This is a genomic window from Sphingopyxis sp. OAS728 (assembly GCF_014873485.1).
Classification (GTDB): Bacteria; Pseudomonadota; Alphaproteobacteria; order Sphingomonadales; family Sphingomonadaceae; genus Sphingopyxis.
On sequence record NZ_JADBDT010000001.1, the window covers coordinates 1,065,670 to 1,086,624 of the forward strand.

Annotated in this window: 21 protein-coding genes and 1 tRNA gene; 14 read left to right on the forward strand and 8 right to left on the reverse strand. The window is 66.3% G+C overall.

Translation table 11 applies throughout. The features are described 5' to 3' along the window. Window positions 1-3: 3 nt before the first annotated feature. Genes GGC65_RS05010 through GGC65_RS05020 form a run of 3 tightly spaced genes read left to right on the forward strand, consistent with a single transcriptional unit; the run spans window position 4 to window position 1,870 of the window. Window positions 4-405, forward strand: coding sequence for a ketosteroid isomerase-related protein (locus tag GGC65_RS05010; RefSeq protein WP_192646157.1), 402 nt, complete (start codon window positions 4-6; stop codon window positions 403-405). After that, window positions 402-989 (forward strand): GNAT family N-acetyltransferase, encoded by a 588-nt coding sequence (locus tag GGC65_RS05015; RefSeq protein WP_192646158.1) that lies wholly within the window; start codon window positions 402-404, stop codon window positions 987-989. Before GGC65_RS05010 ends, GGC65_RS05015 begins: the two co-directional genes overlap by 4 nt. Then, on the forward strand, window positions 986-1,870 hold the full coding sequence (locus GGC65_RS05020; protein WP_225940679.1) for a carbon-nitrogen hydrolase family protein: 885 nt from the start codon (window positions 986-988) through the stop codon (window positions 1,868-1,870). The genes GGC65_RS05015 and GGC65_RS05020 overlap by 4 nt, the downstream gene beginning before the upstream one ends. Window positions 1,871-1,935: 65 nt before the next feature. Here GGC65_RS05020 and tig read toward each other — a convergent pair whose 3' ends face one another. Both tig and GGC65_RS05030 read right to left on the reverse strand, forming a co-directional pair. After that, entirely contained in the window at window positions 1,936-3,540 is a 1,605-nt protein-coding gene (gene tig, locus GGC65_RS05025) for a trigger factor (protein WP_192646159.1), read from the reverse strand. 87 nt (window positions 3,541-3,627) lie between these two features. Beyond that, window positions 3,628-3,712, reverse strand: a tRNA-Leu gene (locus GGC65_RS05030). Window positions 3,713-3,878: 166 nt separating this feature from the next. Here GGC65_RS05030 and GGC65_RS05035 point away from each other — a divergent pair. The 4 genes from GGC65_RS05035 to GGC65_RS05050 all read left to right on the forward strand — a co-directional run bounded on the left by GGC65_RS05035 (window position 3,879) and on the right by GGC65_RS05050 (window position 6,694). Then, entirely contained in the window at window positions 3,879-4,076 is a 198-nt protein-coding gene (locus GGC65_RS05035; protein WP_192646160.1) for a hypothetical protein, read from the forward strand. A gap of 163 nt (window positions 4,077-4,239) precedes the next feature. Continuing rightward, window positions 4,240-4,944, forward strand: a complete 705-nt coding sequence (locus tag GGC65_RS05040; RefSeq protein ID WP_192646161.1) for a hypothetical protein — start codon at window positions 4,240-4,242, stop codon at window positions 4,942-4,944. A gap of 2 nt (window positions 4,945-4,946) precedes the next feature. After that, complete coding sequence (locus GGC65_RS05045; protein WP_192646162.1) at window positions 4,947-5,699, forward strand: hypothetical protein; 753 nt, start codon at window positions 4,947-4,949, stop codon at window positions 5,697-5,699. 65 nt (window positions 5,700-5,764) lie between these two features. Next, window positions 5,765-6,694: a hypothetical protein gene (locus tag GGC65_RS05050; protein WP_192646163.1), complete on the forward strand. Its 930-nt coding sequence runs from the start codon at window positions 5,765-5,767 to the stop codon at window positions 6,692-6,694. On the opposite strand, the gene GGC65_RS05055 is transcribed toward GGC65_RS05050, so the two are convergent. From GGC65_RS05055 to GGC65_RS05075, 5 genes are all read right to left on the reverse strand, one after another. Then, the gene (locus GGC65_RS05055) at window positions 6,691-8,031 is read right to left on the reverse strand and encodes an amidohydrolase family protein (RefSeq protein WP_192646164.1); all 1,341 of its coding nucleotides are present in this window, start codon (window positions 8,029-8,031) and stop codon (window positions 6,691-6,693) included. The two genes, GGC65_RS05050 and GGC65_RS05055, sit on opposite strands and share 4 nt — an antisense overlap. 2 nt (window positions 8,032-8,033) lie before the next feature. Beyond that, window positions 8,034-9,500, reverse strand: coding sequence for an Asp-tRNA(Asn)/Glu-tRNA(Gln) amidotransferase subunit GatB (gatB, locus tag GGC65_RS05060; RefSeq protein ID WP_192646165.1), 1,467 nt, complete (start codon window positions 9,498-9,500; stop codon window positions 8,034-8,036). A 1-nt stretch (window position 9,501) separates the two neighbouring features. After that, on the reverse strand, window positions 9,502-10,983 hold the full coding sequence (gene gatA / locus GGC65_RS05065; protein ID WP_192646166.1) for an Asp-tRNA(Asn)/Glu-tRNA(Gln) amidotransferase subunit GatA: 1,482 nt from the start codon (window positions 10,981-10,983) through the stop codon (window positions 9,502-9,504). After that, a complete protein-coding gene (gene gatC / locus GGC65_RS05070) occupies window positions 10,983-11,285 on the reverse strand; it encodes an Asp-tRNA(Asn)/Glu-tRNA(Gln) amidotransferase subunit GatC (protein WP_166939344.1) in 303 nt (100 codons plus the stop codon). The genes gatA and gatC overlap by 1 nt, the downstream gene beginning before the upstream one ends. A 73-nt stretch (window positions 11,286-11,358) precedes the next feature. Continuing rightward, the gene (locus tag GGC65_RS05075) at window positions 11,359-13,140 is read right to left on the reverse strand and encodes a DUF4153 domain-containing protein (protein WP_192646167.1); all 1,782 of its coding nucleotides are present in this window, start codon (window positions 13,138-13,140) and stop codon (window positions 11,359-11,361) included. 79 nt (window positions 13,141-13,219) lie between these two features. Between GGC65_RS05075 and GGC65_RS05080 the strand changes: the two genes are divergently transcribed. From GGC65_RS05080 to GGC65_RS05110, 7 genes are all read left to right on the forward strand, one after another. After that, the gene (locus GGC65_RS05080; protein WP_192646168.1) at window positions 13,220-14,503 is read left to right on the forward strand and encodes a DUF3089 domain-containing protein; all 1,284 of its coding nucleotides are present in this window, start codon (window positions 13,220-13,222) and stop codon (window positions 14,501-14,503) included. 2 nt (window positions 14,504-14,505) lie between these two features. Beyond that, complete coding sequence (gene ruvX / locus GGC65_RS05085; RefSeq protein WP_192646169.1) at window positions 14,506-14,967, forward strand: Holliday junction resolvase RuvX; 462 nt, start codon at window positions 14,506-14,508, stop codon at window positions 14,965-14,967. Between the two features lie 10 nt (window positions 14,968-14,977). Continuing rightward, window positions 14,978-15,295 carry a DUF1294 domain-containing protein gene (locus tag GGC65_RS05090; protein WP_225940680.1) on the forward strand — a complete coding sequence of 106 codons (318 nt, stop codon included), beginning with the start codon at window positions 14,978-14,980 and terminating at the stop codon, window positions 15,293-15,295. 13 nt (window positions 15,296-15,308) lie between these two features. Continuing rightward, entirely contained in the window at window positions 15,309-16,304 is a 996-nt protein-coding gene (locus GGC65_RS05095) for an aspartate carbamoyltransferase catalytic subunit (RefSeq protein ID WP_192646170.1), read from the forward strand. Next, complete coding sequence (locus tag GGC65_RS05100; RefSeq protein WP_192646171.1) at window positions 16,295-17,518, forward strand: dihydroorotase; 1,224 nt, start codon at window positions 16,295-16,297, stop codon at window positions 17,516-17,518. The genes GGC65_RS05095 and GGC65_RS05100 overlap by 10 nt, the downstream gene beginning before the upstream one ends. 72 nt (window positions 17,519-17,590) lie before the next feature. Further along, window positions 17,591-18,142, forward strand: a complete 552-nt coding sequence (locus GGC65_RS05105) for a DUF4189 domain-containing protein (protein ID WP_192646172.1) — start codon at window positions 17,591-17,593, stop codon at window positions 18,140-18,142. Window positions 18,143-18,384: 242 nt separating this feature from the next. After that, window positions 18,385-19,551, forward strand: a complete 1,167-nt coding sequence (locus GGC65_RS05110; RefSeq protein WP_192646173.1) for a helix-turn-helix transcriptional regulator — start codon at window positions 18,385-18,387, stop codon at window positions 19,549-19,551. On the opposite strand, the gene GGC65_RS05115 is transcribed toward GGC65_RS05110, so the two are convergent. Beyond that, window positions 19,548-20,747: a cation:proton antiporter gene (locus GGC65_RS05115; protein WP_192646174.1), complete on the reverse strand. Its 1,200-nt coding sequence runs from the start codon at window positions 20,745-20,747 to the stop codon at window positions 19,548-19,550. The genes GGC65_RS05110 and GGC65_RS05115 overlap by 4 nt on opposite strands. Window positions 20,748-20,955: the final 208 nt, after the last annotated feature.

Consider the following 20,955-nt stretch of genomic DNA (forward strand, 5'->3'; position numbering starts at 1 on the left):
CGCATGACCACCACCCGCGACATCGTCACCGCTTATTATGCCGCCTTCAACGCCGGCGACACCGACGCGATGCTCGCGCTCGTCGCTGACGATATGCGTCATGACGTCAACCAAGGCGAGCCGCGGCACGGCAAGGCGCTGTTCGCCGAGTTCAACGTGCATATGACGCACTGTTACCGCGAGCAGCTCACCGACATGGTGATCTTCGCAGAGGGCAACCGCGCTGCCGCCGAATTTATCGTCAACGGCACCTATCTCGCCACCGACGAGGGCCTGCCCGCAGCGAGCGGTCAGACCTATCGCCTCCCCGGCGGCGCCTTCCTCTCGGTAAACGACGCCGGGCTGATCGACCGCGTCACCACCTATTACAACCTGCAGGACTGGCTGAAGCAGGTCGGCGCATGACGGTCAGCGTCGCGCCGGTGACGGGCGCCGGGCTGGCGGAGGTCATCCCCACCCTCGCCCGGCTGCGCACCACCGTATTCCGCGACTTTCCCTATCTCTACGACGGCGACGCCGCCTATGAGTCCGGCTATCTCGCCGATTTCGCTGCGTCCGGTGGCGCGGTGATCGTCGTCGCACGCGACGGCGAAGAGATTGTCGGCGCCGCGACCGCCGCCCCGCTCGCGACGCAGGACGCGGCATGGCAACAGCCCCTCGCCGCCGCCGGCTTCGACATCGCGCGCACCTTCTATTTCGGCGAATCGGTCCTGCTCGCCAGCCATCGCGGTCAGGGCATCGGCCATGCCTTCTTCGACCATCGCGAGGCGCAGGCGCGCGCGCTCGGCGCATCGCACGCCGCCTTCTGCAGCGTGATCCGCGCCGACGACCACCCCGCCCGCCCCGACGATTACCGCCCGCTCGACGCCTTCTGGCGTGGGCGCGGCTATGCGCCGCTCGCGGGGGTCACTGCGCGTTTCGACTGGAAATGCGTCGGCGAAACGGCCGAGAGCAGCCATAGCCTCCAATATTGGACTCGCGCTTTATGATCCGCGTCGCCAGCGCCGCCTGGCCGATCGACCGGCACCCCGACTGGGCCAGCTATTCCGCCAAACTCGAAGCATGGGTTGCCGAAGCGGCGGGCAATGGCGCGCAGCTGCTCGTCTTCCCCGAATATGGCAATATGGAGCTCGCCGCCCTGCTCGATCCCGAGGTCGCGCTCGACGCAGCGGCACAGGTCGAGCCGCTCGCCGCCATGGCGAGCGACGTGGCGAACCTCCACGCCGAGCTCGCCCAGCGCCACAAGGTCCACATCCTCGCAGGGTCGATGGTCGAACGCGACGAACGCGGCAGCATCGTCAACCGCGCGCGCATCTTCGGCCCCGAGGGCGGCATGGGCCATCAGGACAAGCTGATCCTGACGATGTGGGAGCGCACCCACTGGACGATTGCCCCCGGCGCGCCGCAGGTCACGCTCTTCGACCTCGGCTTTGCGAAGGTCGGCGTGATCATCTGTTACGACAGCGAATTTCCCGCCGCCGCGCAGGCGCTCGCCGCCGCCGGCGCCGACATCTTGCTGATCCCGAGCTGCACCGACAGCCTCGCGGGCTATTGGCGCGTGCGCATCGGGGCGATGGCGCGCGCGCTCGAAGCCCAATGCTTCACCGTCCAGTCGCCGACGGTCGGCGCCGCGCCCTGGTCGGCGGTGGTCGACATCAATGTCGGCGCCGCGGGCATCTTCGCCCCGCCCGACCTCGGCATGCCGGCCGATGGCGTGATCGCGCTTGGCGAGATGGACAAACCCGGCTGGACTTATGCCGATCTCGATCTCGATGCGCTCGCCGAACTACGCCGAAACGGCGCGGTGCGTGGCCCCGTACATTGGGGCGAGCAACCTCAAGCACCCCCGCTCCAGCTTCAAGTACGTTAGCAAACCCCAACAAAAAGGCCGGGTGGATCGCTCCACCCGGCCTTTTGTGTAACCTGAAGTCAGGCTTATTTCTTGGCAGCGGCCTTCTTGGCCGGAGCCTTCGCAGCGGGCTTGTCTTCGGCCGCCTTCGCCGGAGCAGCCTTCTTCGCAGCAGCGGGCTTTTCCTCAGCCTTGGCTTCGGCCTTCTTCGCCGGGGCCTTCTTGGCGGGCGCTTCCTCGGCCTTGGCCTCTTCCTTCACCGCGTCCTTCTTGGCGGCCGGCTTCTTTGCGGCAGCCTTTTTGGCGGGCTTGTGGTCGTGGTCATGGTCGTGGCCGCAACCCGGGCCATGGACGTGGCCGTCGTCATCGGCTTCGATCGCGGCTTCCAGTTCCTCGCGGGTGGTTTCGCGATCGCTGATCTCGGCCTTTTCGAACAGGAAGTCGACGACCTTGTCTTCATAGAGCGGCGCGCGCAGCTGGGCCGCGGCGAGCGCGTCCTGCTGCACATATTCGATGAAGCGCGTGCGGTCTTCGGGGCGATACTGCTGCGCGGCCTGTGCGATCAGGCGCGACATTTCCTGCTGCGACACCTGCACGCCATGCGCCTGGCCGATTTCCGACAGGAGCAGGCCGAGGCGGACGCGGCGCACCGCGATCGCACGATAATCGTCGCGGTCGTTCTCGAGTTCGGCCTTCGCCGCTTCGGGATCTTCCTCGTGGCTGACTTCATGCTCGAGCTGCTGCCAGATCTGGTTGAACTCGGCCTCGACCATCGTCGGCGGCACGTCGAAATCGTGGCTCGCGGCTAGCTGGTCGAGCAGCTTGCGCTTCATATAGGTGCGCGTGAGGCCGTTCAGTTCCTGCTCGACCTGATCCTTCATCAACTCTTTCAGCTTGTCGAGGCTTTCGAGGCCGAGCGTCTTGGCGAACTCGTCGTCGATCTTCGACGTTGCCGGAACCTTCACTTCCTTCACCGTTACAGCGAATTCGGCGGGCTGACCCTTGAGGTTCTCGACCGGATATTCGTCCGGGAAGGTCACCTTCAAGACCTTTTCGTCACCGACCTTGACGCCAACCAGCTGGTCCTCGAAGCCCGGGATCAGCTGACCCGAACCGATTTCGACCGCCATGTCTTCGCCCGTGCCGCCGTCGAAGGCGACGCCGTCAACGCTGCCAGCGAAGTCGATGATGACCTGGTCGCCGGTCGCGGCCTTCTTGGTCTTCGGCGCTTCTTCGAAGCGCTTCATCTGCGCGGCGAATTCTTCGATCTTGGCCATCACGGCCTTGTCGTCGGCGGGAACGGTCAGGCGCTCGAGCTTCAGGCCGTCGATCGACGGCGTTTCGATTTCGGGCAGCACTTCGAGGCTGACGGTCAGTTCGGCGTCCTTGCCGGCTTCATAACCATCGGCGAGCGAAACGGCGGGCTGCAGCGCCGGGCGAAGCTTTTCCTTCGCCATCAGGTCGCGCACGCCGGCGTCGATCGCCTTGTTGAGCGCGTCGGCCGACAGCGCCGGGCCATGCATCTTGCGGATCAGGTTCGGCGGAACCTTGCCGGGGCGGAAGCCGGGCATGCGGACGGTCGGGGCGATGCTCTTCACCTCGTCGTCGACGCGCGCGTCGATATCCTTGGCGGTGATGGTCACGCGATATTCGCGCTTCAGGCCTTCGTTCAGCGTTTCGACGGTCTTCATTGCCTTGGTCTTATCCTTGCTCAAAATCTCGTATCGAACCCCGCCGGAGCGGCGGAGTTCCCCATGATCCCGGCCTGCATTGCAGAATGGTGCGGGCGAAGGGACTCGAACCCCCACATCTTGCGATACTGGTACCTAAAACCAGCGCGTCTACCAATTCCGCCACGCCCGCAGGTGCTTTCGGCCGGGTGCACGAAATCGCGCGCTGCCGCGCACGCCCGTGCGGGCCGCGCGGGGCTATAGCAGACGCGCCGCCAAGGGCAAGGGCACAAAGCCCCCTATTCCGCCAGCGGAACATGCTCGGCGCCCGTTCGTTGGTTAACTCAAGGAGAGTGACCATGACAAGCAGCCCCGACCCGCTTCCCAAGCCGAAGCCCGACACGATCGAACCGCAGGCGCCGCCCGAACAGCCGGTGCAGCCGACGCCGGTCGAAGACCCCGCCGGCCAGCCGACCGAAATCCCCGGCCGCCCCGGCGGCGGCGACATCGACCAGCCCGGCCGCGGGCCGGACGAGATGCCGCCGCAGCAGGTATGATCAGGCACCGCCTCCCAATTTCGCCTCCCGCTGCGCCATGTTTTCCGGCCCCGTCCGGCAGCCCGCGAAAAACCGCTTGCAAAGATGTAAGCAGCAGCTAGCAACCTGCTTTATCTAGCCTATTGGCTAGTGTGACGGGGGTCACACAATGCGTTGGGGGGGAATGGCTGCCGGCTTGTCGGCGGCCGCTTGGTGGAGCACTGCGGGCGGAGCGGCGCAGCCGGAAACGGCGAGCATCCCGCCAGCGCCCGCCATCGTCGCGCCCGCCCCGTCTCCCGAACCCGAATCCCGCCCGACCGCGACGCTCGCCTCCGGAACGCCCGTCTTCGTCATGCTCGACCAGGATCTGTCGACGACGACCGCCGTGCTGGGCGACCGTTTTCCCGTCGTCGTCCTGCACGATGTCGTCGATCGAGACACGATCGTCATCCCCAAGGGTGCGACGGGTTATGGCGAGGTGACCTTCACGACCAACAAGGGCGGCTTCGGAAAACCCGGCATCATCGGCATTGCACTGCGCCGCCTGCAACTCGGCGACCGGCAGGTCGCGCTCAGCGGCCGCTATCGGGAAGAAGGCGCGAATAATAATGGCGCCACCGCCGCAACCTTTTTTGCGGTCGGTGTCTTCGCCGGCTTCATCAACGGAAAACCCGGCGCCATCCCCAGAGGCCGCGAGCTCAAGGCACGCACCGGCGAAGCGATCGTCTTCACGCCCGGCCTGACGGCAACCTTGCCCACCCCGCCGGCCACTGCGGCCCTCGTCGTGGCCGAAGCGCCCGATCCCGCCATTTCCGTCGCAGCCGAACCGGCCGCGACACGCGATTCCCCGGCCGAAGAACCGGAAACAATATCCAAAACAGGAGGATGAATATGAAGTTCGCAACTACCAGGACCGCTTTGGCCGCGATCGCCGTATCGTGCATCGCGATCGCGCCGGCCATCGCGCAGGACAGCACCGCTGCCGCTGAAACGGCCACCGCCGCGGCCGAAGCCACCGTCGCGGCCGAAGCGGTCGACGCCGCTGTGGCGGCTGTCCCCGCCGCACCCGCCGCGCCGCAGCCGGCGTGCGAACTCCACGTCTTCCCCACGCTCGAAGGTCAGGCGATGACGACAGGCTGGCTGTCGGGCTTCGGCGTCGTCGGCGCGATCGCCGACGCCGCATCGAACAAGAATCGCAACATCAGCGAAGCCGAATATCTGAAAGAAGCGCTGGGCCCGCAGATGCAGATCGACGCGCTAAATTCTATCAATCTCGTCGAGGCGCTGAAGCTGCCGCCGTCGCAGATCATCTATGAAACGCCGATCGCCGACCGCAAGATCACGACCAAGGCCGCGACGCGGCTCAGCGCGTCGAAGGCACCCTGCTATGTCGAACTGGTCATCACGCAGAATTTCTACACGAAAAAGGCGATCTACGGCCGCTCGCTCAACAACCGCTTCATCGTCAAGGACTTCCGCACCGGCAAGGACAAGGCGGCGCTGGTCAAGGGGCGCGGCGGTAACGGGCTCGAACATTTCCCGCCCAAGACGACCGACGAAACCGAAGCCGCCGAAAACGAGCTGCGCGAGGTGTTCGTAAAGAACTTCCTCGAATATGCGAAGGGCATCAAGCCCGCGAAATAGGCCGATAATCGACCGGGGGTTCGCGCACGGCCCCCGGTTCTTTCCCGATCGTTCCGGAGCTCAACTTGCGACTTATTACCGGCCCCTCCCTCGCCGCGCTTCTCGCCGCGCTCCTCGCGGCGGTCCCCGCTCATGCCGCGCCCAAGCCGGCGGATGCCCCCGGCACCATCGCCGAACGCGATCGCGCCGACGCCGGTCCGCGCGCCGTCCAGCTTCTCCTCGCGCAAAAGGAGATCGAGACCAGCTTCGATGTCGGCCGCGTTGCCGCCGCTTATGGGGGCGGAATCCTTGACTCGCTGATCATCAGCGCAATGGACAATAAAAAGCAGGTCATGACCGCCAATCTGCGCGAAAAAGCGCTGGTCACGGTGCGTCCGCTGCACGCCGCACTCGCCTCCTTCGACGTCGATGCCCTCGCGCTCACCACGACGCAGGCGGCGTTGGCGAAGCCCGGCTGGCTCAATCCGCTGCCGTTCGCGGTTACCAAGGATGCCTCGCCCGCTGTCCGCTCGGCGTTCGTCGCGGGCGCCGAAACGCCCGGGCTCGCCCTCGTCGCCTATCGCTACGACCTGTCCCCCGACTTCACGCAAATCCGCGTCACCGCCGACATCGCGCTGGCACGCAAGCCGGCCGCGAAAGGTGGCAAGCCGCCCACCACGGCCAGCGACTTTTATCGCCAGCGCATCGCCAGCATCGTCCAGTTGGGCAAGCGCTCATACGAGCATGGCGACAATGTCGCGCAGTGGAGCGCCGACGACGGAAAGCTGGCCCGCACGGCGCTGACGACCGCCTTTGCGGAGATCGAGCGGCTCATTCCCTATGCGCTTGCCCTCGGCCCGGCTGACGTCGCGCGCTTTACCGCCAAAAATCGCGAAAAAGCGTTCGCGGCGGGCCTCTATGCGCCGCTTGTCGAACGCGCGGCCGACGGTTCGGACGCCGTGCTGATCTGGTCGAACGGCCTCGTCCATATCCGGACGCTGCCCGCGGGCAGCTAGGGCATCACACGCGATGCGGCGACGCTGCCCAGCATCGCATCCAGCGCCGCCCGGTCGTACCAGCGTTCGCCGGCCATCACGCCCAGCGGCGCGCGCAGCGTGGCCGGCTTCTCCAACGGATTATCCGGCACGAGCAAAAGGTCTGCCCGATAGCCGGGCGCAATAATGCCGAACTTCGCCGCCCCCGGAACCGTCTTCGCGATAAATTCGCCCGGCGTGCACGTCGCCGCCGACAGCGCCTGCCACGGCGTCAGTCCCGCCGCCAGCATCGAGTCGATCTCGCCGTGCAGCGCGAACCCGGGCACCAGCCCCGGAATCGACGGCGCATCGCCCCCGGTGATCAGCGGCACGCCCGCGTCGGCCATCGCCTTCACGAAGCGCGCCTCGAACGCCACGCGCCGCGACAGGTCGACCGCCTTTTTCTGATAGCCCGACCGCGTCCAGTCGATCCGGTCGCCCGGCTCCAGATAGCGCGCCTCGGGCGCGGCGAGATAGGCTTTCACGACATCGGGCTTGCCGAACTGCGCCGCGATCGTGCGATAGGTGAAGAGGTCCGACGTCACGAACGTCCCGTTCGCCCTCACCAGCGCGACCGCCTCGGCAATCCGCGCGTCGGCGGGCGGCGCCTGCTGGTCGTCCGCGGGCGGTTCGGGGAAGAAGCCGTAAAAGAATTCCTCGACGTGCGCGACCATCGCCTGCCCCGCCGCCAGCTGCTTCGCGAGCCCGACCGCCGCGACATTATGCCCGACGACGCCGATCCCCTGCGCCTTCGCTTCTTCGGCGAGCGCCGCGAACGCCTCGGCCGAAAGATTGGTATAAACCTTCATGAAGCTGTAGCCGTTGGCCTTCGCGAGCCGCACGATCGCGCGCGCCTCCTCGGGCGTCCGTACGACGAAATGCCCATATTGCGGGTCGCCATCGACCACGAAGGCGGCAAAAATCTGCGGTCCCGCAATATCGCCCTTGGCGACGCCCAGCCGGATGCGCCCGACGAAGGCATTGGTCGCCTCGCCCATGTTGAGCATCGTCGTCACGCCATTGGCAAGCAACAGCGCCAGGTCGTCGCGGCTCGTCACATGATTGTGCATATCGGCGAGCCCCGGCACCAGCCACGCACCCTTGCCGTCCACCACCGGCGTGCCTGCGGGCAGCTTCGCCTTGATGCCGATGCTCGCGATCTTGCCATCGGTGACGATCACCGTCGTCCGCGAGATCACGCGCTCGCGGTCCATCGGCACGACATTGACGTCGGTGAACACGATCGTTTCCGCCCGCGCGAGCCCCGCGCCGGCGACCAGCAGCCAGAGGATCAGGAGCGCGCGAAAAACCGCGCGCATCCTCAGCCCAGCGCCTTCTTCAGCAACTCGTTGACGACCTGCGGGTTCGCCTTGCCCTGCATCGCCTTCATCGTCTGCCCGACGAAGAAGCCGAACAGCGCTTCCTTGCCGCCCTTATACTGCTCGACCTTGTCGGCATTGGCGGTCAGGATCTTGGCGATTTCGGCTTCGATCGCGCCGGTGTCGCTCGTCTGCTTCAGCCCGTCGCGCTCGACGATCACGCCCGCGGCATCGCCGCTTTCGAGCATCTTTTCGAACACCTGTTTGGCGATCGTCCCCGAAATCGTGCCGTCGGCGACGAGGCCGAGCAGTTCGCCTGCCTGCGCCGGCGTGACCGGGCAATCCTCGAAGCTCTTGCCGAGGCGGTTGAGCGCCCCGAACAGCTCGCTCGAAACCCAGTTCGCCGCCGCGGCCGGCTTCGCGCCGGTTTCCAGCAGCGTATCGAACCACAGCGCGCTCTCGACCTCGGCCGTCAGCACGTCGGCGTTATAGGCCGAAATCCCTGCTGCGAGATAACGAGCCCGCTTGGCGTCCGGCAGTTCGGGCAAGGACTCGCGACACTCGGCGAGAAACGCATCGTCGAGCTCGAGCGGCAACAGGTCGGGATCGGGGAAGTAGCGGTAATCATGCGCATCTTCCTTCGACCGCATCGAGCGCGTCTCGTTGCGGTCGGGGTCGTAAAGCCGCGTTTCCTGCACCACCGTGCCGCCGCTTTCGATCAGCTCGACCTGGCGCTTCGCCTCACCCTCGATCACCGCCATCACGAAGCGCACCGAATTGACATTCTTCGTCTCGGTGCGCGTGCCGAATTCGTCACCGGGCTTGCGGACCGACACGTTGACGTCGGCGCGCATCGAGCCCTCTTCCATATTGCCGTCGCACGAGCCGACATAGCGCAAGATCGAACGCAGCTTGCGCACATAGGCGCCGGCTTCGGCGGGCGAGCGCATGTCGGGGCGCGAGACGATCTCCATCAGCGCGACGCCCGAACGGTTAAGGTCGACGTAGGACATCGTCGGATGCTGGTCGTGCATCAGCTTGCCGGCGTCCTGTTCGACATGGATACGCTCGATCCCGATGCGCTTGGGTTCGGCAATCCCGGCCTTCTCATCTTCCTCGATCATCAGCGAACCTTCGCCGACAAGCGGATGATAAAGCTGCGAAATCTGGTAGCCCTGCGGCAAGTCGGCATAGAAATAATTCTTGCGGTCGAACCGCGACCATTTGTTGATCTCGGCCTCGATCGCCATGCCCGTGCGCACCGCCTGGCGGATGCACTCGCGGTTCGGTACCGGCAGCATCCCCGGCATCGCGGCGTCGACCAGCGACACCTGCGTGTTCGGCTCGGCCCCGAACGCCGTCGCGGCGCCCGAGAACAACTTGGCGTTGGAGGTGACCTGCGCATGGACCTCGAGGCCGATCACGACCTCCCACTCGCCGGTTTCGCCCTTGATGCGATAATCGCTCATCTTACCACCACTTCTCGGCGCGCGCGTTGAAGCCCGCCCGCTCTTCAATTGCCAGACCGGCGTTCAGCACGCCTTGCTCGTCGAACGCCTTGCCGATGATCTGCAAGCCCAGCGGCAGCCCTTCGCGGTTCAGCGCCGCGGGGACCGACATCGCGGGCAACCCCGCGAGGCTCGCGGGCACCGCGAACACGTCGTTGAGGTACATCGCCAGCGGATCGGCCATCTTCTCGCCCAGCCCGAACGCCGCCGACGGCGCGGTCGGCGCGAGGATGACGTCGCACACCCCGAACGCTTGTTCGAAATCGCGCGCGATCAGCGTCCGCACCTTCTGCGCCTGCGTGTAATAGGCGTCGTAGAAGCCCGCCGACAGCACATAGGTGCCGATCATGATGCGGCGCTTGACCTCGGGCCCGAAGCCGTCGGCGCGCGTCGCGGCATACATGTCCTGCAACCCCGCCTTTTCGGGCAGGTCGCGCAGGCCATAACGCACACCGTCATAGCGCGCGAGGTTCGACGACGCCTCGGCGGGCGCGATGATATAGTATGCCGGAAGCGCATATTTGGTGTGCGGCAGGCTGATCTCGACGACCTCGGCCCCCGCATCCTTCAGCATCGCGATGCCCGCGTCCCACATCGCGTCGATGTCGGGATCGATGCCCTCCAATCGATATTCCTTGGGAATACCGACCTTCTTGCCCTTGAGATCGCTCGACAAAGCCGCTTCCCAATTGGGTACGGCCATGTTCAGGCTCGTCGCGTCCTTGGGATCGAAGCCCGCCATATTTTCGAGCATGATCGCGCAATCCTTGACGTCGCGCGCCATCGGTCCCGCCTGATCGAGCGAGCTTGCGAACGCCACGATGCCCCAGCGTGAGCAGCGGCCATAGGTCGGCTTGATCCCCGAAATCCCCACGAAGGCCGCAGGCTGGCGGATCGAGCCGCCGGTATCGGTCCCCGTCGCCGCGGGGCAGAGTCGCGCCGCGATCGCCGACGAAGAGCCGCCCGACGACCCGCCCGGCGCGAGCGCGGCATTGCCGCCATCCTTGCGCTTCCAGGGCGAGATCACATTGCCGAAATAGCTCGTCTCGTTCGACGACCCCATCGCGAACTGATCAAGGTTGAGCTTGCCGAGCATGCCGCAACCCGCGTCCCACAATTTCTGCGAAACGGTGGATTCATATCGCGGCACGAAACCTTCGAGCATATGGCTCGCGGCGGTCGTCTGGACGCCGTTCGTCGCGAACAGGTCCTTCATCCCGATCGGCACGCCCGACAGCGGCTTCAGCGTTCCCGCCGAACGGTCGGCGTCGGCCACTTTCGCCGCCGCAATCGCATGCTCGGGCGTTTCGACGATAAACGCATTGAGCGCCTTGGCGCCCGCGACGTTGGCGTTGAACGCCTCGGCGACCTCGACGGCCGAAAAATCGCCCGCGCGGTGCCCGTCGCGGATCTCGGCGACGGTCAGGTTGGTCAGTTCGGTCATTATTCGATTACCTTGGGAACGCCAAAAAAGCCGTGCTGCGGCGCCGGCGCGTTGGCGAGAATATCGTCGCGGCGGTTGCCGCCGGTCAGCGGGTCGGCGTCGACGACATCGTCGCGCAGCCGGAGCGTGTTAGGGATCACCGCGGTCATCGGTTCGACCCCGGTCACATCGACTTCGCCGAGTTGCTCGACCCAGCCCAAGATGCCGTTCAATTCGCCTTCCATCGCGGCGGCTTCGGCATCGCTGATCGCGATGCGCGCCAGCGACGCGATTTTCCTTACTGTTGCCTGATCGATTGCCATTCTCTGTGCCTTTACGGGAGAAGCTGCGCCGCTAGCATCCTCCCCAGCCCGCTTCAAGGCAGGCGCGCGATTCTCACTCGAAATCCTCGCCCAGCGGCTTGCCGTTCACGAACACCTGCCGCCGCGCGACCGGCCGCACCTCGATCACTCCCTTTTCGACCTCGTCGTTCGTCGGCCCCTCGGCCACCGCGCCGCCGGAGAAACCCTGATAATTCTCCTGCCAGCTCTTCGTCTTTGCATCGCGCGCGAACAGCACGACATTATTGCCGCGCCCGATCACAACCATGCGGTCCGTTCCTAATATATAGGCGGCACATGGCGCCGTGCGGCACTGCCCGCGATCCTCGATTGCCTTATAGGCATCGGCGTCCAACGCCTGTCCGGCGGGAAGCACGCGCACCTTGTCGCGGATCGGCTTTGCCCCGTAAGAGACATCGGCGGCATCGACAGACTCACCGGGAATATTGAGATCCCAGCGATTCTTGGTTTCGAGCGCCCATTTCGCAAGCTCTGCCTTCGCTTTGTCGGGCGATCTGGCAATCTTCGCCAACGCCTTGCGCCCGCTCGGTCCGAAATCGAACGCCATCGCCGCCCAGTCGAACTTGTCGGCCTTTACCGTCCCGTTCTGCAGCCGCGCGAGCTGATCGCGCGTCGAGATCGCGCCGAAATCCATGACCGGCAGCGCAAGGAACAGCGCGAGCAGCATCATTCCGATCGCTAGCTTCTGCTGCAAGGGCCGCAGCCAGTCGTCGAAGTCCCACCTGCCCTTCACCGCCGCCCACAGCCCGGCAAAGCCATAGGCGAGCGCGATCATCGCCGCGATCGCGCCCCAGATGCGCTCGGGAGTCCAGCCATATTGGATCACGCGCAAATGCATCGAATAGAAAGCGATGATCGCCAGCGGCAGCACCGCGACGACGAGCACCGCCGCCGCGCCGTGCAGGAAACGGTTGCCCGACCGCTCCTCGCGCCCGTTGCCGATCACCGCATTGGCGAGCAGTACGGCAAAGGCGGCCGCACCCATCATCAGCGCGGCGGTCGAAAAGCCTGATTCCCAGAGCGGCTTCAGTCCGGTGCCCGCGAGCGACAGCAGGAACAGCGCTACCGCGACCGCCAGCACCGGCGCCAGCACCGCAAGGACGATCATCACCAGCTTCTGGAGCGTCGCGACCAGCTTGTCGCGCTCGCGAAGCAGCCCGACCGCACCGCCGAACGCCGCGCCCGCGAGCATCCACGGGAACCAGCCGGTCTCGAACGCTTCCACGACCAGGTTGATGCCGATCAGCTTGAACATCTGCCCGATCAGCAGCACGAGCAGGAAGGTCAGCCCGGTGAAGGCCAGCCCCGCCGCGCCGATCACCGCGTCGGTCCACGCATGGCTGTGCAATCGCTCGTAAGGCATCTGCCACAGCTTCCAGAAACGCCAGTCGGGCGCGACGTCGCGCCGCGTCTGGAACAACGGCGTCGCGATCAGCACCGCGAGCAGTCCCGACCAGAAAGGCCATTCGAACACCGACGCGTTGACGTTATACCCGACCGAGGTCCAGACAATCAGGGCGATCACCACGCCCCACGCCAAAGCGAAGCCGAGCGCCCATAGCCAGCGGCGCAATTCCACCCCGAGCACGAACACCAGGGTCGACACCGTGATGAACGCCGCCAGCGCGTTGCGCCCCGGGTCATGGTCGGGGTCGTAGCGCCAGTCGATCGTCAGGTGAAAGGCGAGCCCCGCGAGTGCGCAGATCGCCGCCATGATCCACGGTCGCTGCGGCCAGGGCAGATCGCTGGCGTCGAGGCGGGCCGAGACGGGCGGAGCCGAATCGGGGGCGGACACGGTTGCGGCAGCATCGGTCATGCCCATATCTGGGCTTGTTTCGCGGCGCACGGCAAGCCAAAGCTGCGCCGCACTCTCCCCCGACCGCATGGAGCGCCTTTTGGCCCGCAAATTTCTCTACGTCATCGCTGCCATCATCCTGCTGATCCTCGCCGCCGGGGTCGTGTACCAGCTCTTCCCGGGCTGGATCGCGCGCACCGCCTTCGTCCCCAGCACCGAATTCAAGCCGCAGGCCGCGGTCGCGCCCAACGCCTATGACGACCCCAAAATGTGGTTCGCGCGCCCGGGCATGGAAAAAGACCCGTCGGCCTGGCGCCCCGCCGCCGACGGCAGCGAGACCCCCGGCACCGGAGATACCAAGACGGGCGGCCAGCTCATACCGCCCGCCAAAGCCGCGCAGACGACCGATGCGGCCCCCTTCCCCAAGGGTGACGCCGCGGTCTTCTTCGTCCACCCGACGAGCTATTACAGCCGCTCGAGCTGGAACGCGCCGCTCGAGGACCGCGATTCCGACCACCGCGCGAACCTCTTCGTACAAGGCATGGCGAGCGCCTTTGCCGACGCGGGCGAAATCTGGGCGCCGCGCTATCGCCAGGCGACGCTCGGCGCTTTCCTCGCCGAGGATCGCGTCACCGCGGGCAAGGCGATCGATTCGGCCTATCGCGACGTTGAGGAAGCCTTCGACGCCTTCCTCGCCGCGCAGCCGAAGAATAAACCGATCATCCTCGCCGGCCACAGCCAGGGCGCGCTCCACCTCACCACCTTGCTCAAGACGCGGATCGCGGGCACGCCGCTCGCAAAACGCATCGTCGCGGCCTATGTCATCGGCTGGCCGATCAGCCTCGACACCGACATCGCCGGCCTCGGCCTGCCCGCGTGCCAGACGCCTGATCAAAAGGGCTGCATCCTCGGCTGGGCCAGTTTCGCTGACCCCGCCGACCCGATCATGGTCACCGATGCCTATGACGGCACGATCGGCTTCGACGGCCGCCCGCGCGCGGGAACGCGGATGCTCTGCACCAACCCGCTCACCGGCATCCCCGACACCGAGGCGCCGCCCGCAGCCAATATCGGCACGCTGAAACCGACCGAAGGCTTCAAGTCGGGATCGCTGATCGCGGGCAAGATCGGCGCCAAATGCGACGACACGCGCGGCTTCCTGATGATCGGCGACGCCGAGATTGCGAAAAATTACGTCGTCGCGGGCTATGTGCTGCCGGGCAACAATTATCACGTCTACGACATCACCCTCTTCTGGGCGAACGTCCGCGCCGACGCGCTCCGCCGCCTCGCGACCTATGAAGGCAAGCCGTCGCCGGTGCCGCCCGCCGCGGCGCCGACGCCTCCTCCGCCCGCCCCTGCAACCGCCGCGCCGAAATCCTGACGATGATCACCACCGCCGCCCCCGAATTCGCCGCCCACTTCCCGAACGGCGGCCGTCTCGCGGGCCTCGACGTCGGCACCAAGACCATCGGCGTCGCCTTCTGCGACACGAACTGGAGCTTCGCGACCCCCGACAAGACGATCATCCGCAAGAAATTCTCGGTCGATCTCGAAACGCTGAAAGCGCTCATCGCGCAGCATAATATCGTCGGCCTCGTCGTCGGCCTGCCGCTCAACATGGACGGCACCGACAGCCCGCGCACCCAGAGCACCCGCGCCTTCGCGCGCAACCTCGCCCCACTTGCCCTGCCCCTCCTCCTCTGGGACGAACGCTGGTCGACCGCCGCGGTCGAACGCGCGATGATCGCCGCCGACGTCAGCCGTGCCAAGCGCGCCGAACGCGTCGACAGCGCCGCCGCCGCCTTCATCCTGCAGGGCGCGATCGACGCGCTGATCCGCCAATAGCGCCGCGCGGTTGAACGAATTTATCGTCTATTGGCTGGTCGCGGCGAACCTAATCGGGTTCGCGCTGATGATCCTCGACAAGAAATTCGCCCAAGGCGGCGCGCGGCGCATTTCCGAAACCACCCTGCTCGGCTGGGCCCTCCTCGGCGGCGCCATCGGCACCTTCGCCGCCTCGCGCCTTGTCCGGCACAAGACGCGCAAACAGCCCTTCGCAACGCAGATGATCGCGATCCTGATATTCGAACTCATCATGCTTGCGCTCTGGTCGTCGGGATTATTGCTCCCGTTCGCTACCTCCGCGCTTGCCAGAATCGCCCCGCCTGCGTAGACGCTCGGCTTTAATGACAAGCTCCACACTCCGACCCGCCAGCGACTATCCGCCCGGCGGCGATGCCTTTCGCCATCGCCACCTGATCGGCATCGCCCAGCTCACCCCGTGGGAGATTTCCTACGTCCTCGACGCCGCCGAGGAGTGGGTCGACCTGAACCGTTCGGGCGCGGCCAAGCATGACGACCGGCTCGCGGGCCTGACGATCATCAACGCCTTTTTCGAAAATTCGACGCGCACTTTGCTGTCGTTCGAAATCGCCGGAAAACGCCTCGGCGCCGACGTCGTCAACATGCACGCCGCACAGTCGAGCGTGAAGAAGGGCGAGACGCTGATCGACACCGCGATGACGCTGAACGCGATGCGCGCCGACGCGATGGTGATCCGTCACGGCAGCTCGGGCGCGGTCCAGCTCATCGCCGACAAGGTCGACTGCCCCGTGCTCAACGCGGGCGACGGCCGCCACGAACATCCGACGCAGGCGCTGCTCGACGCGCTCACCATCCGCCGCCGCCTCGGCCGCGTCGAGGGGCTCACCATTGCCATATGTGGAGACGTCCTCCACAGCCGCGTCGCACGCTCGAACATCCTCGCGCTCACCCTGCTCGGCAACGAGGTGCGCGTCGTCGCGCCGCCGACGCTCACCCCGCCCGCGATGGAGCGGATGCACGTGCGCTGCTTCACCGACATGGACGAAGGCATCAAGGACGCCGACGTCGTGATGATGCTCCGCCTCCAGAACGAGCGCATGGACGGCGCTTATCTGCCCAGCGCGCGCGAATATCATGCACTCTACGGCCTCACGCCCAAACGCCTCGAAAAAGCGAAGCCCGATGCCATCGTCATGCACCCCGGCCCGATGAACCGCGGGGTCGAGATCGACAGCAATGTCGCCGACGATCCGGTCCGCTCGACGATCACCGAACAGGTCGAAATGGGGGTCGCCGTGCGCATGGCCTGCCTCGACATCCTGACGCGCCGCAAGCGGGGAGTCGTCGGATGGAACTGAAACCGCTCCACATCGTCAATGCGCAGCTCATCGACGGCGACACGCCGCGTCCGGGCAGCCTGCTCGTCGCGAAAGGCCGCATCGCCGCGCTCGACCCGACCGAAACCCCCGACGGCACCGAGACAGTCGACGCCAAGGGCCAATGGCTCGCCCCCGGTATCATCGACCTCGGCGTCTTCGCGACCGACAAGCCCGCCTTCCATTTCGGCGGCATCACGCGCGCCGCGCTGATGCCCGACAACGGCCCGCTCGACGGCGCCGGGCTTGTCGAACGCGCCGCGAAAGGCGGCAAACCGGACCTCTGGGTCCACCCGCTCGCCGCCGCCACGAAAGGTCTCGCAGGCAGCGAACTCGCCGAAATCGGCCTGATGAAACAGGCGGGCGCGCGCGCCATCGCCACCGGCCGCAGCCGCATCGCCGACAGCGGCGTGATGCGCCGCGTGCTCGCCTACGCCGCCTCGCTCGACCTCGTCACGATCATCCACGCCGAGGACGAAGGCCTCACCGCCGGCGCGGTCGCGACCGACGGCGAAATGGCAACGCGCCTCGGCCTCGCCTCCGCCCCCGCCATCGCCGAGGCGATCGCAATCGCGCGCGACCTCGCGCTCGTCGAGGAAACCGGCGCGCCCGTCCATTTCCGGCAGGTCACCACCGCGCGCGGGCTCGACCTGATCCGCGCCGCCAAGGCAAAGGGCCTGCCCGTCCTCTGCGGCATCACCCCCGCACATCTTTTGCTCTCCGACACCGCGATCGGCGATTTCCGCACCTTCGCGCGCCTGTCGCCGCCGCTCCGCTCGGAGGACGATCGCCACGCGTGCCTCGCCGCGATCGCCGACGGCACGATCGACATCCTCGCCTCGGGCCACGACCCGCGCGGCCCCGAGGACAAGCGCCTCCCCTTCGCCGAGGCGCTCCCCGGCATGGCAGGCGCCGAAACTTTGCTCGCGCTTGGGCTGGGTCTCGTCCGCGACGGGCATATCTCGCCGGGCCGCCTCTTCGAGCTGCTCGCCGGCACACCCGCCTGCCTGCTCGGCGTCGACGCCGGCAAACTCGCGGTGGGCAAGGAAGCCGACCTCATCCTCATCAACGAAGGCGCGCCCTGGCAGGTCGACGCGAAGAAGATGGCCGCATGGGCGGGCAACACCCCCTTCGACGGCATGCCCGTACAGGGGCGCGCGACAATGATGTGGAAGGGCGGCCAGCGCATCCGCTGATCCGGGCTTTATCTCGCTGATTTAATTCGATACCCCTCCCGCGGGGGATCGATAATCAGCGAGGTTGACCCGATGCGCCGTCTTGCCGTTCTCACCGCCGCCCTGCTCGCCCCCGCCGCCGCGGCACAAATGACACCCGTTCAGGGCATCCCTTGTGCACAGGGCCTCCCCTGCAACGCGCCGCCGCCGCAGGTGCTGCAACAAATGTATGGTGACGCACGGCCCCCCGCCCCGCCGGGACAAATCATCCCGTTTGCGCAGGAAAAACAGGATTATGTCGGCGGCTATATGGTCAACAGCTTCGCCGCGATCGCCTTCTGGCGCTCGGCATCGGGCCAGCCCGGCTATAGCTATGGTGCACTGCGCGGCGACAGCCGCGAACAGGCCGAGCAATATGCAATGACGGCATGCCGCGAGGCCGGGGGCCAGGGCTGTGTCGTCGGGCTATGGGGCGGCAACGGCCATTTCGCGATCGCACGCGACAAGGAGGGGCAATATTATGCCGGCTTCGCAGGCACACCCGGCGGCGCGAAGCGCTCGGTGATGGACAGCTGCAAGAGCGCGGGCGCCAAGTGCAAGGTCGTCGAGACGCTCGAAAGCATGCCCTATTTTTTCCGCTTCTGATCGCCGCGGCGCGCGCGCCCAAACAAATGAAGCCCGCCGGCAAAGCCGACGGACTTCAAGAGAGCAAGATGGCCTTGGTTCCACCTTCCTCGGGTCGCACCGCCTGAATGACCGATTCGGTTGATTCTTTCGCTACCCACCTGGGTAGGAGACAGAAAATTTTCATTTTATCGCATTGCGCTTGCCTTCGCGCCCTGGCTCCTATCAAATGAGGGTGCTGCGGGTCTTCTGGGGGGAAGTGCATGCAGAGCGATCAGGGACCGACCTTTCCGTCCGACCATAATGCGCCGGCCGAATGGGAAGTGCTCAATGCGCTGATCGGCGAAATCTACGATTCGGTGCTCCATCCCGAAAGCTGGAACGAAACCCTCGCCCGCATCACCGGCACGCTCTGTCCTCTGAGCTGGGAAGCCGCCTTCATCCTCTGGGAATCGAACAGCCCGCCGAGCGGACGCTTCGTCGCCGCGACCGGCCTCGCTGCCGGGGTGCAGGAAATCTACACCGCCGTCTATGCGGGACACCATCCCTGGTCGCGCAAGCTGATGCGCTACGGCAATGGCAGCGTCGTCGATAGCTACGACATCATGACGCGCGAGGAATTTCTCGAGACCGAATTTTTCCGCAATTTCCTCGCGCCGTGGGGCATAGACCGCATGATCGCCGTCCTCCTCGACAAGCGCGGCAGCGAGCGGCTCGGGCTGATGTTGCCCGGCCCCGGCGACCGCGATGTCGAGCGCCTGAAACGCGGCCTCCGCGTCCTCGCCCCGCATATGCAGCGGGCGATGCGGATCAGCGACCGCATCGCGACGCTCGACTTGGCCGCGGGTGCCGCGCGTGCCGCGACCGACGCCGCGCCCTTTGCGATCTTCAGCCTCGACGACCAGCTCAATATCCTCGCCGCGAACAGCCGCGCCGCGCGCTACGAAAAGGCGGGTTTCATCCGCACCGCGCACGATCGCTTCGCCTTCACCCACCCGCCCAGCCAGAAGCAATTGCTCGATCTGGTCAGGAGCGAGGCGCCCTCCGGGGTCGCCTTCCAGGCGCTCGGCCCCTCGGGCAAGGAATGCCCGGTGCTCGTCGCGCGCGTCACGCGCCAGTCGGCGCAGCAGCTCGGCGGCGTCCGCCTCGGCGCCTCGCTGATCGTCACCCTCGGCAGCGCGCCGGGCGAAACCCCGGTCGTCGAAATCGATCGCGTCGCGCAATGGTTCGGGCTGACCCCCGCCGAAGCCCGCCTCGCCGTCGCGCTCGCCGCGGGCGACACGCTACAGGACTATGCGGCGCTGCGCGCGGTCAGCGTCAACGCCGTCCGCTTCCTGCTCAAAGGTATTTTCCGCAAGACGGGCGCCACGACGCAGGCACAACTCGTCGCACAGCTCGCAAGACTTCCGGCACCGGGCAGCGAGAATTAGGCCGCGGCGCGCAGCGCCCTCGCCCGCGACGCCAGGCGGAACAGCGGCACCGTCAGCGTCGTCGACACCAGCGCCAGTGTGACAAGCACGGCAAAGACCGTCGGCGTAATCAGCCCCGCCTGCACCAATATCGTCGCCGCGACGATCTCCATCAGCCCCTTGCACTGGAGCAGCAGCCCCAGCCGCGTGCGCTCGGACGCGGGCATATCGCGCGCAGGAGGCATCAGATGCACCGCTGCCAGCTTCGACAGGCCCGCGAGCACCAACAGCAACAGCGCAACGCCGAGCGCCCCCGCCGTGACCACCGCACCGTCGATGCTCAGCCCCCGATGCGCAAAGAACAAAGGCGACAACCCGAACAGCGCAATCTTGCCCAGCCCTTCGGGCCGCAGCCGTTCGGCGAGCGGCTTCGGGGTCAGCACCCCAGCGAAATAGGCGCCGAGCAGTTCGTGAAGCCCCAGAACATTCGTCGCCCACGCGCCCGCCGCCAGATAGGCAATCCCGAGCGCGACGGTGATCGCGGCATGATCGGGCAAAGGACGAACCAGACGCCCGCGCAGCATAATCATCACCGCGAACACGCCGACCGCGCCGACCTGCGCCAGCCCGCCCGAAAAGACCGCGCCGCCCTCGGCCCCGTGAAGGAACAGCAAAACCGCCAGCCCGATCCACAGGATCGCATCGTCGAGCGCAGCGATGCGCAGCGACAAATTACCCAGCGGCCGGTCCGCCAGCGGCAGTTCGCGCACGATCCCGACGAGCACCGGCAGCGCGCTGACCGCAAGGCAAAGCCCGATCGCGCCCGCCGACAGCCACGGCGAAACCCCCGCCGGCCGCACCAGCACCGCGTCGATCGTACCCGAAAGCGAAACGAGCAAACCGACGAGAAACGGTAAAGCCAACGCGATCAGCGCCGTACCGACCACCCGCCCATCGAGCGTTGGTGCATGATCGGCGGTCACCCGCGTCTCCAGCCCGGCGCTGAACGCCAGCGCCAGCACGCCCAGCCACCCGATCGTCTCGCCCCATTCGGACGGACCGAGAACCGCCTTGTCGAACCCGAAGCGATCCGCGGCAATCGCCACCGCGAGCCCGGTCAGGATCGGCAGCACCGCCATCGGCACCGCCCCGCGCACCAACCGCCAGCAAAGCACCGGCACGACGAGGAAGCAGAGCAAGTCGATCAGGAACGTCATCGGCACGAAGCTATCCCCCGGACCGGCGCTGGACAAGCGTTATGTGAACGTTCCCTTGTGTAGAGTACCAGTGACGGCCAGGGACCGTTTTGGGGTGGAGAGCTGTCGTTTGAGTAGTGCTCGAATATCCCCTCCCGCCTGCGGGAGGGGCAGCGAGGCTTGCCAGCTTGCTGGCTAGCCGCGCGGGGTGGGCCATCGCAACGTTGCT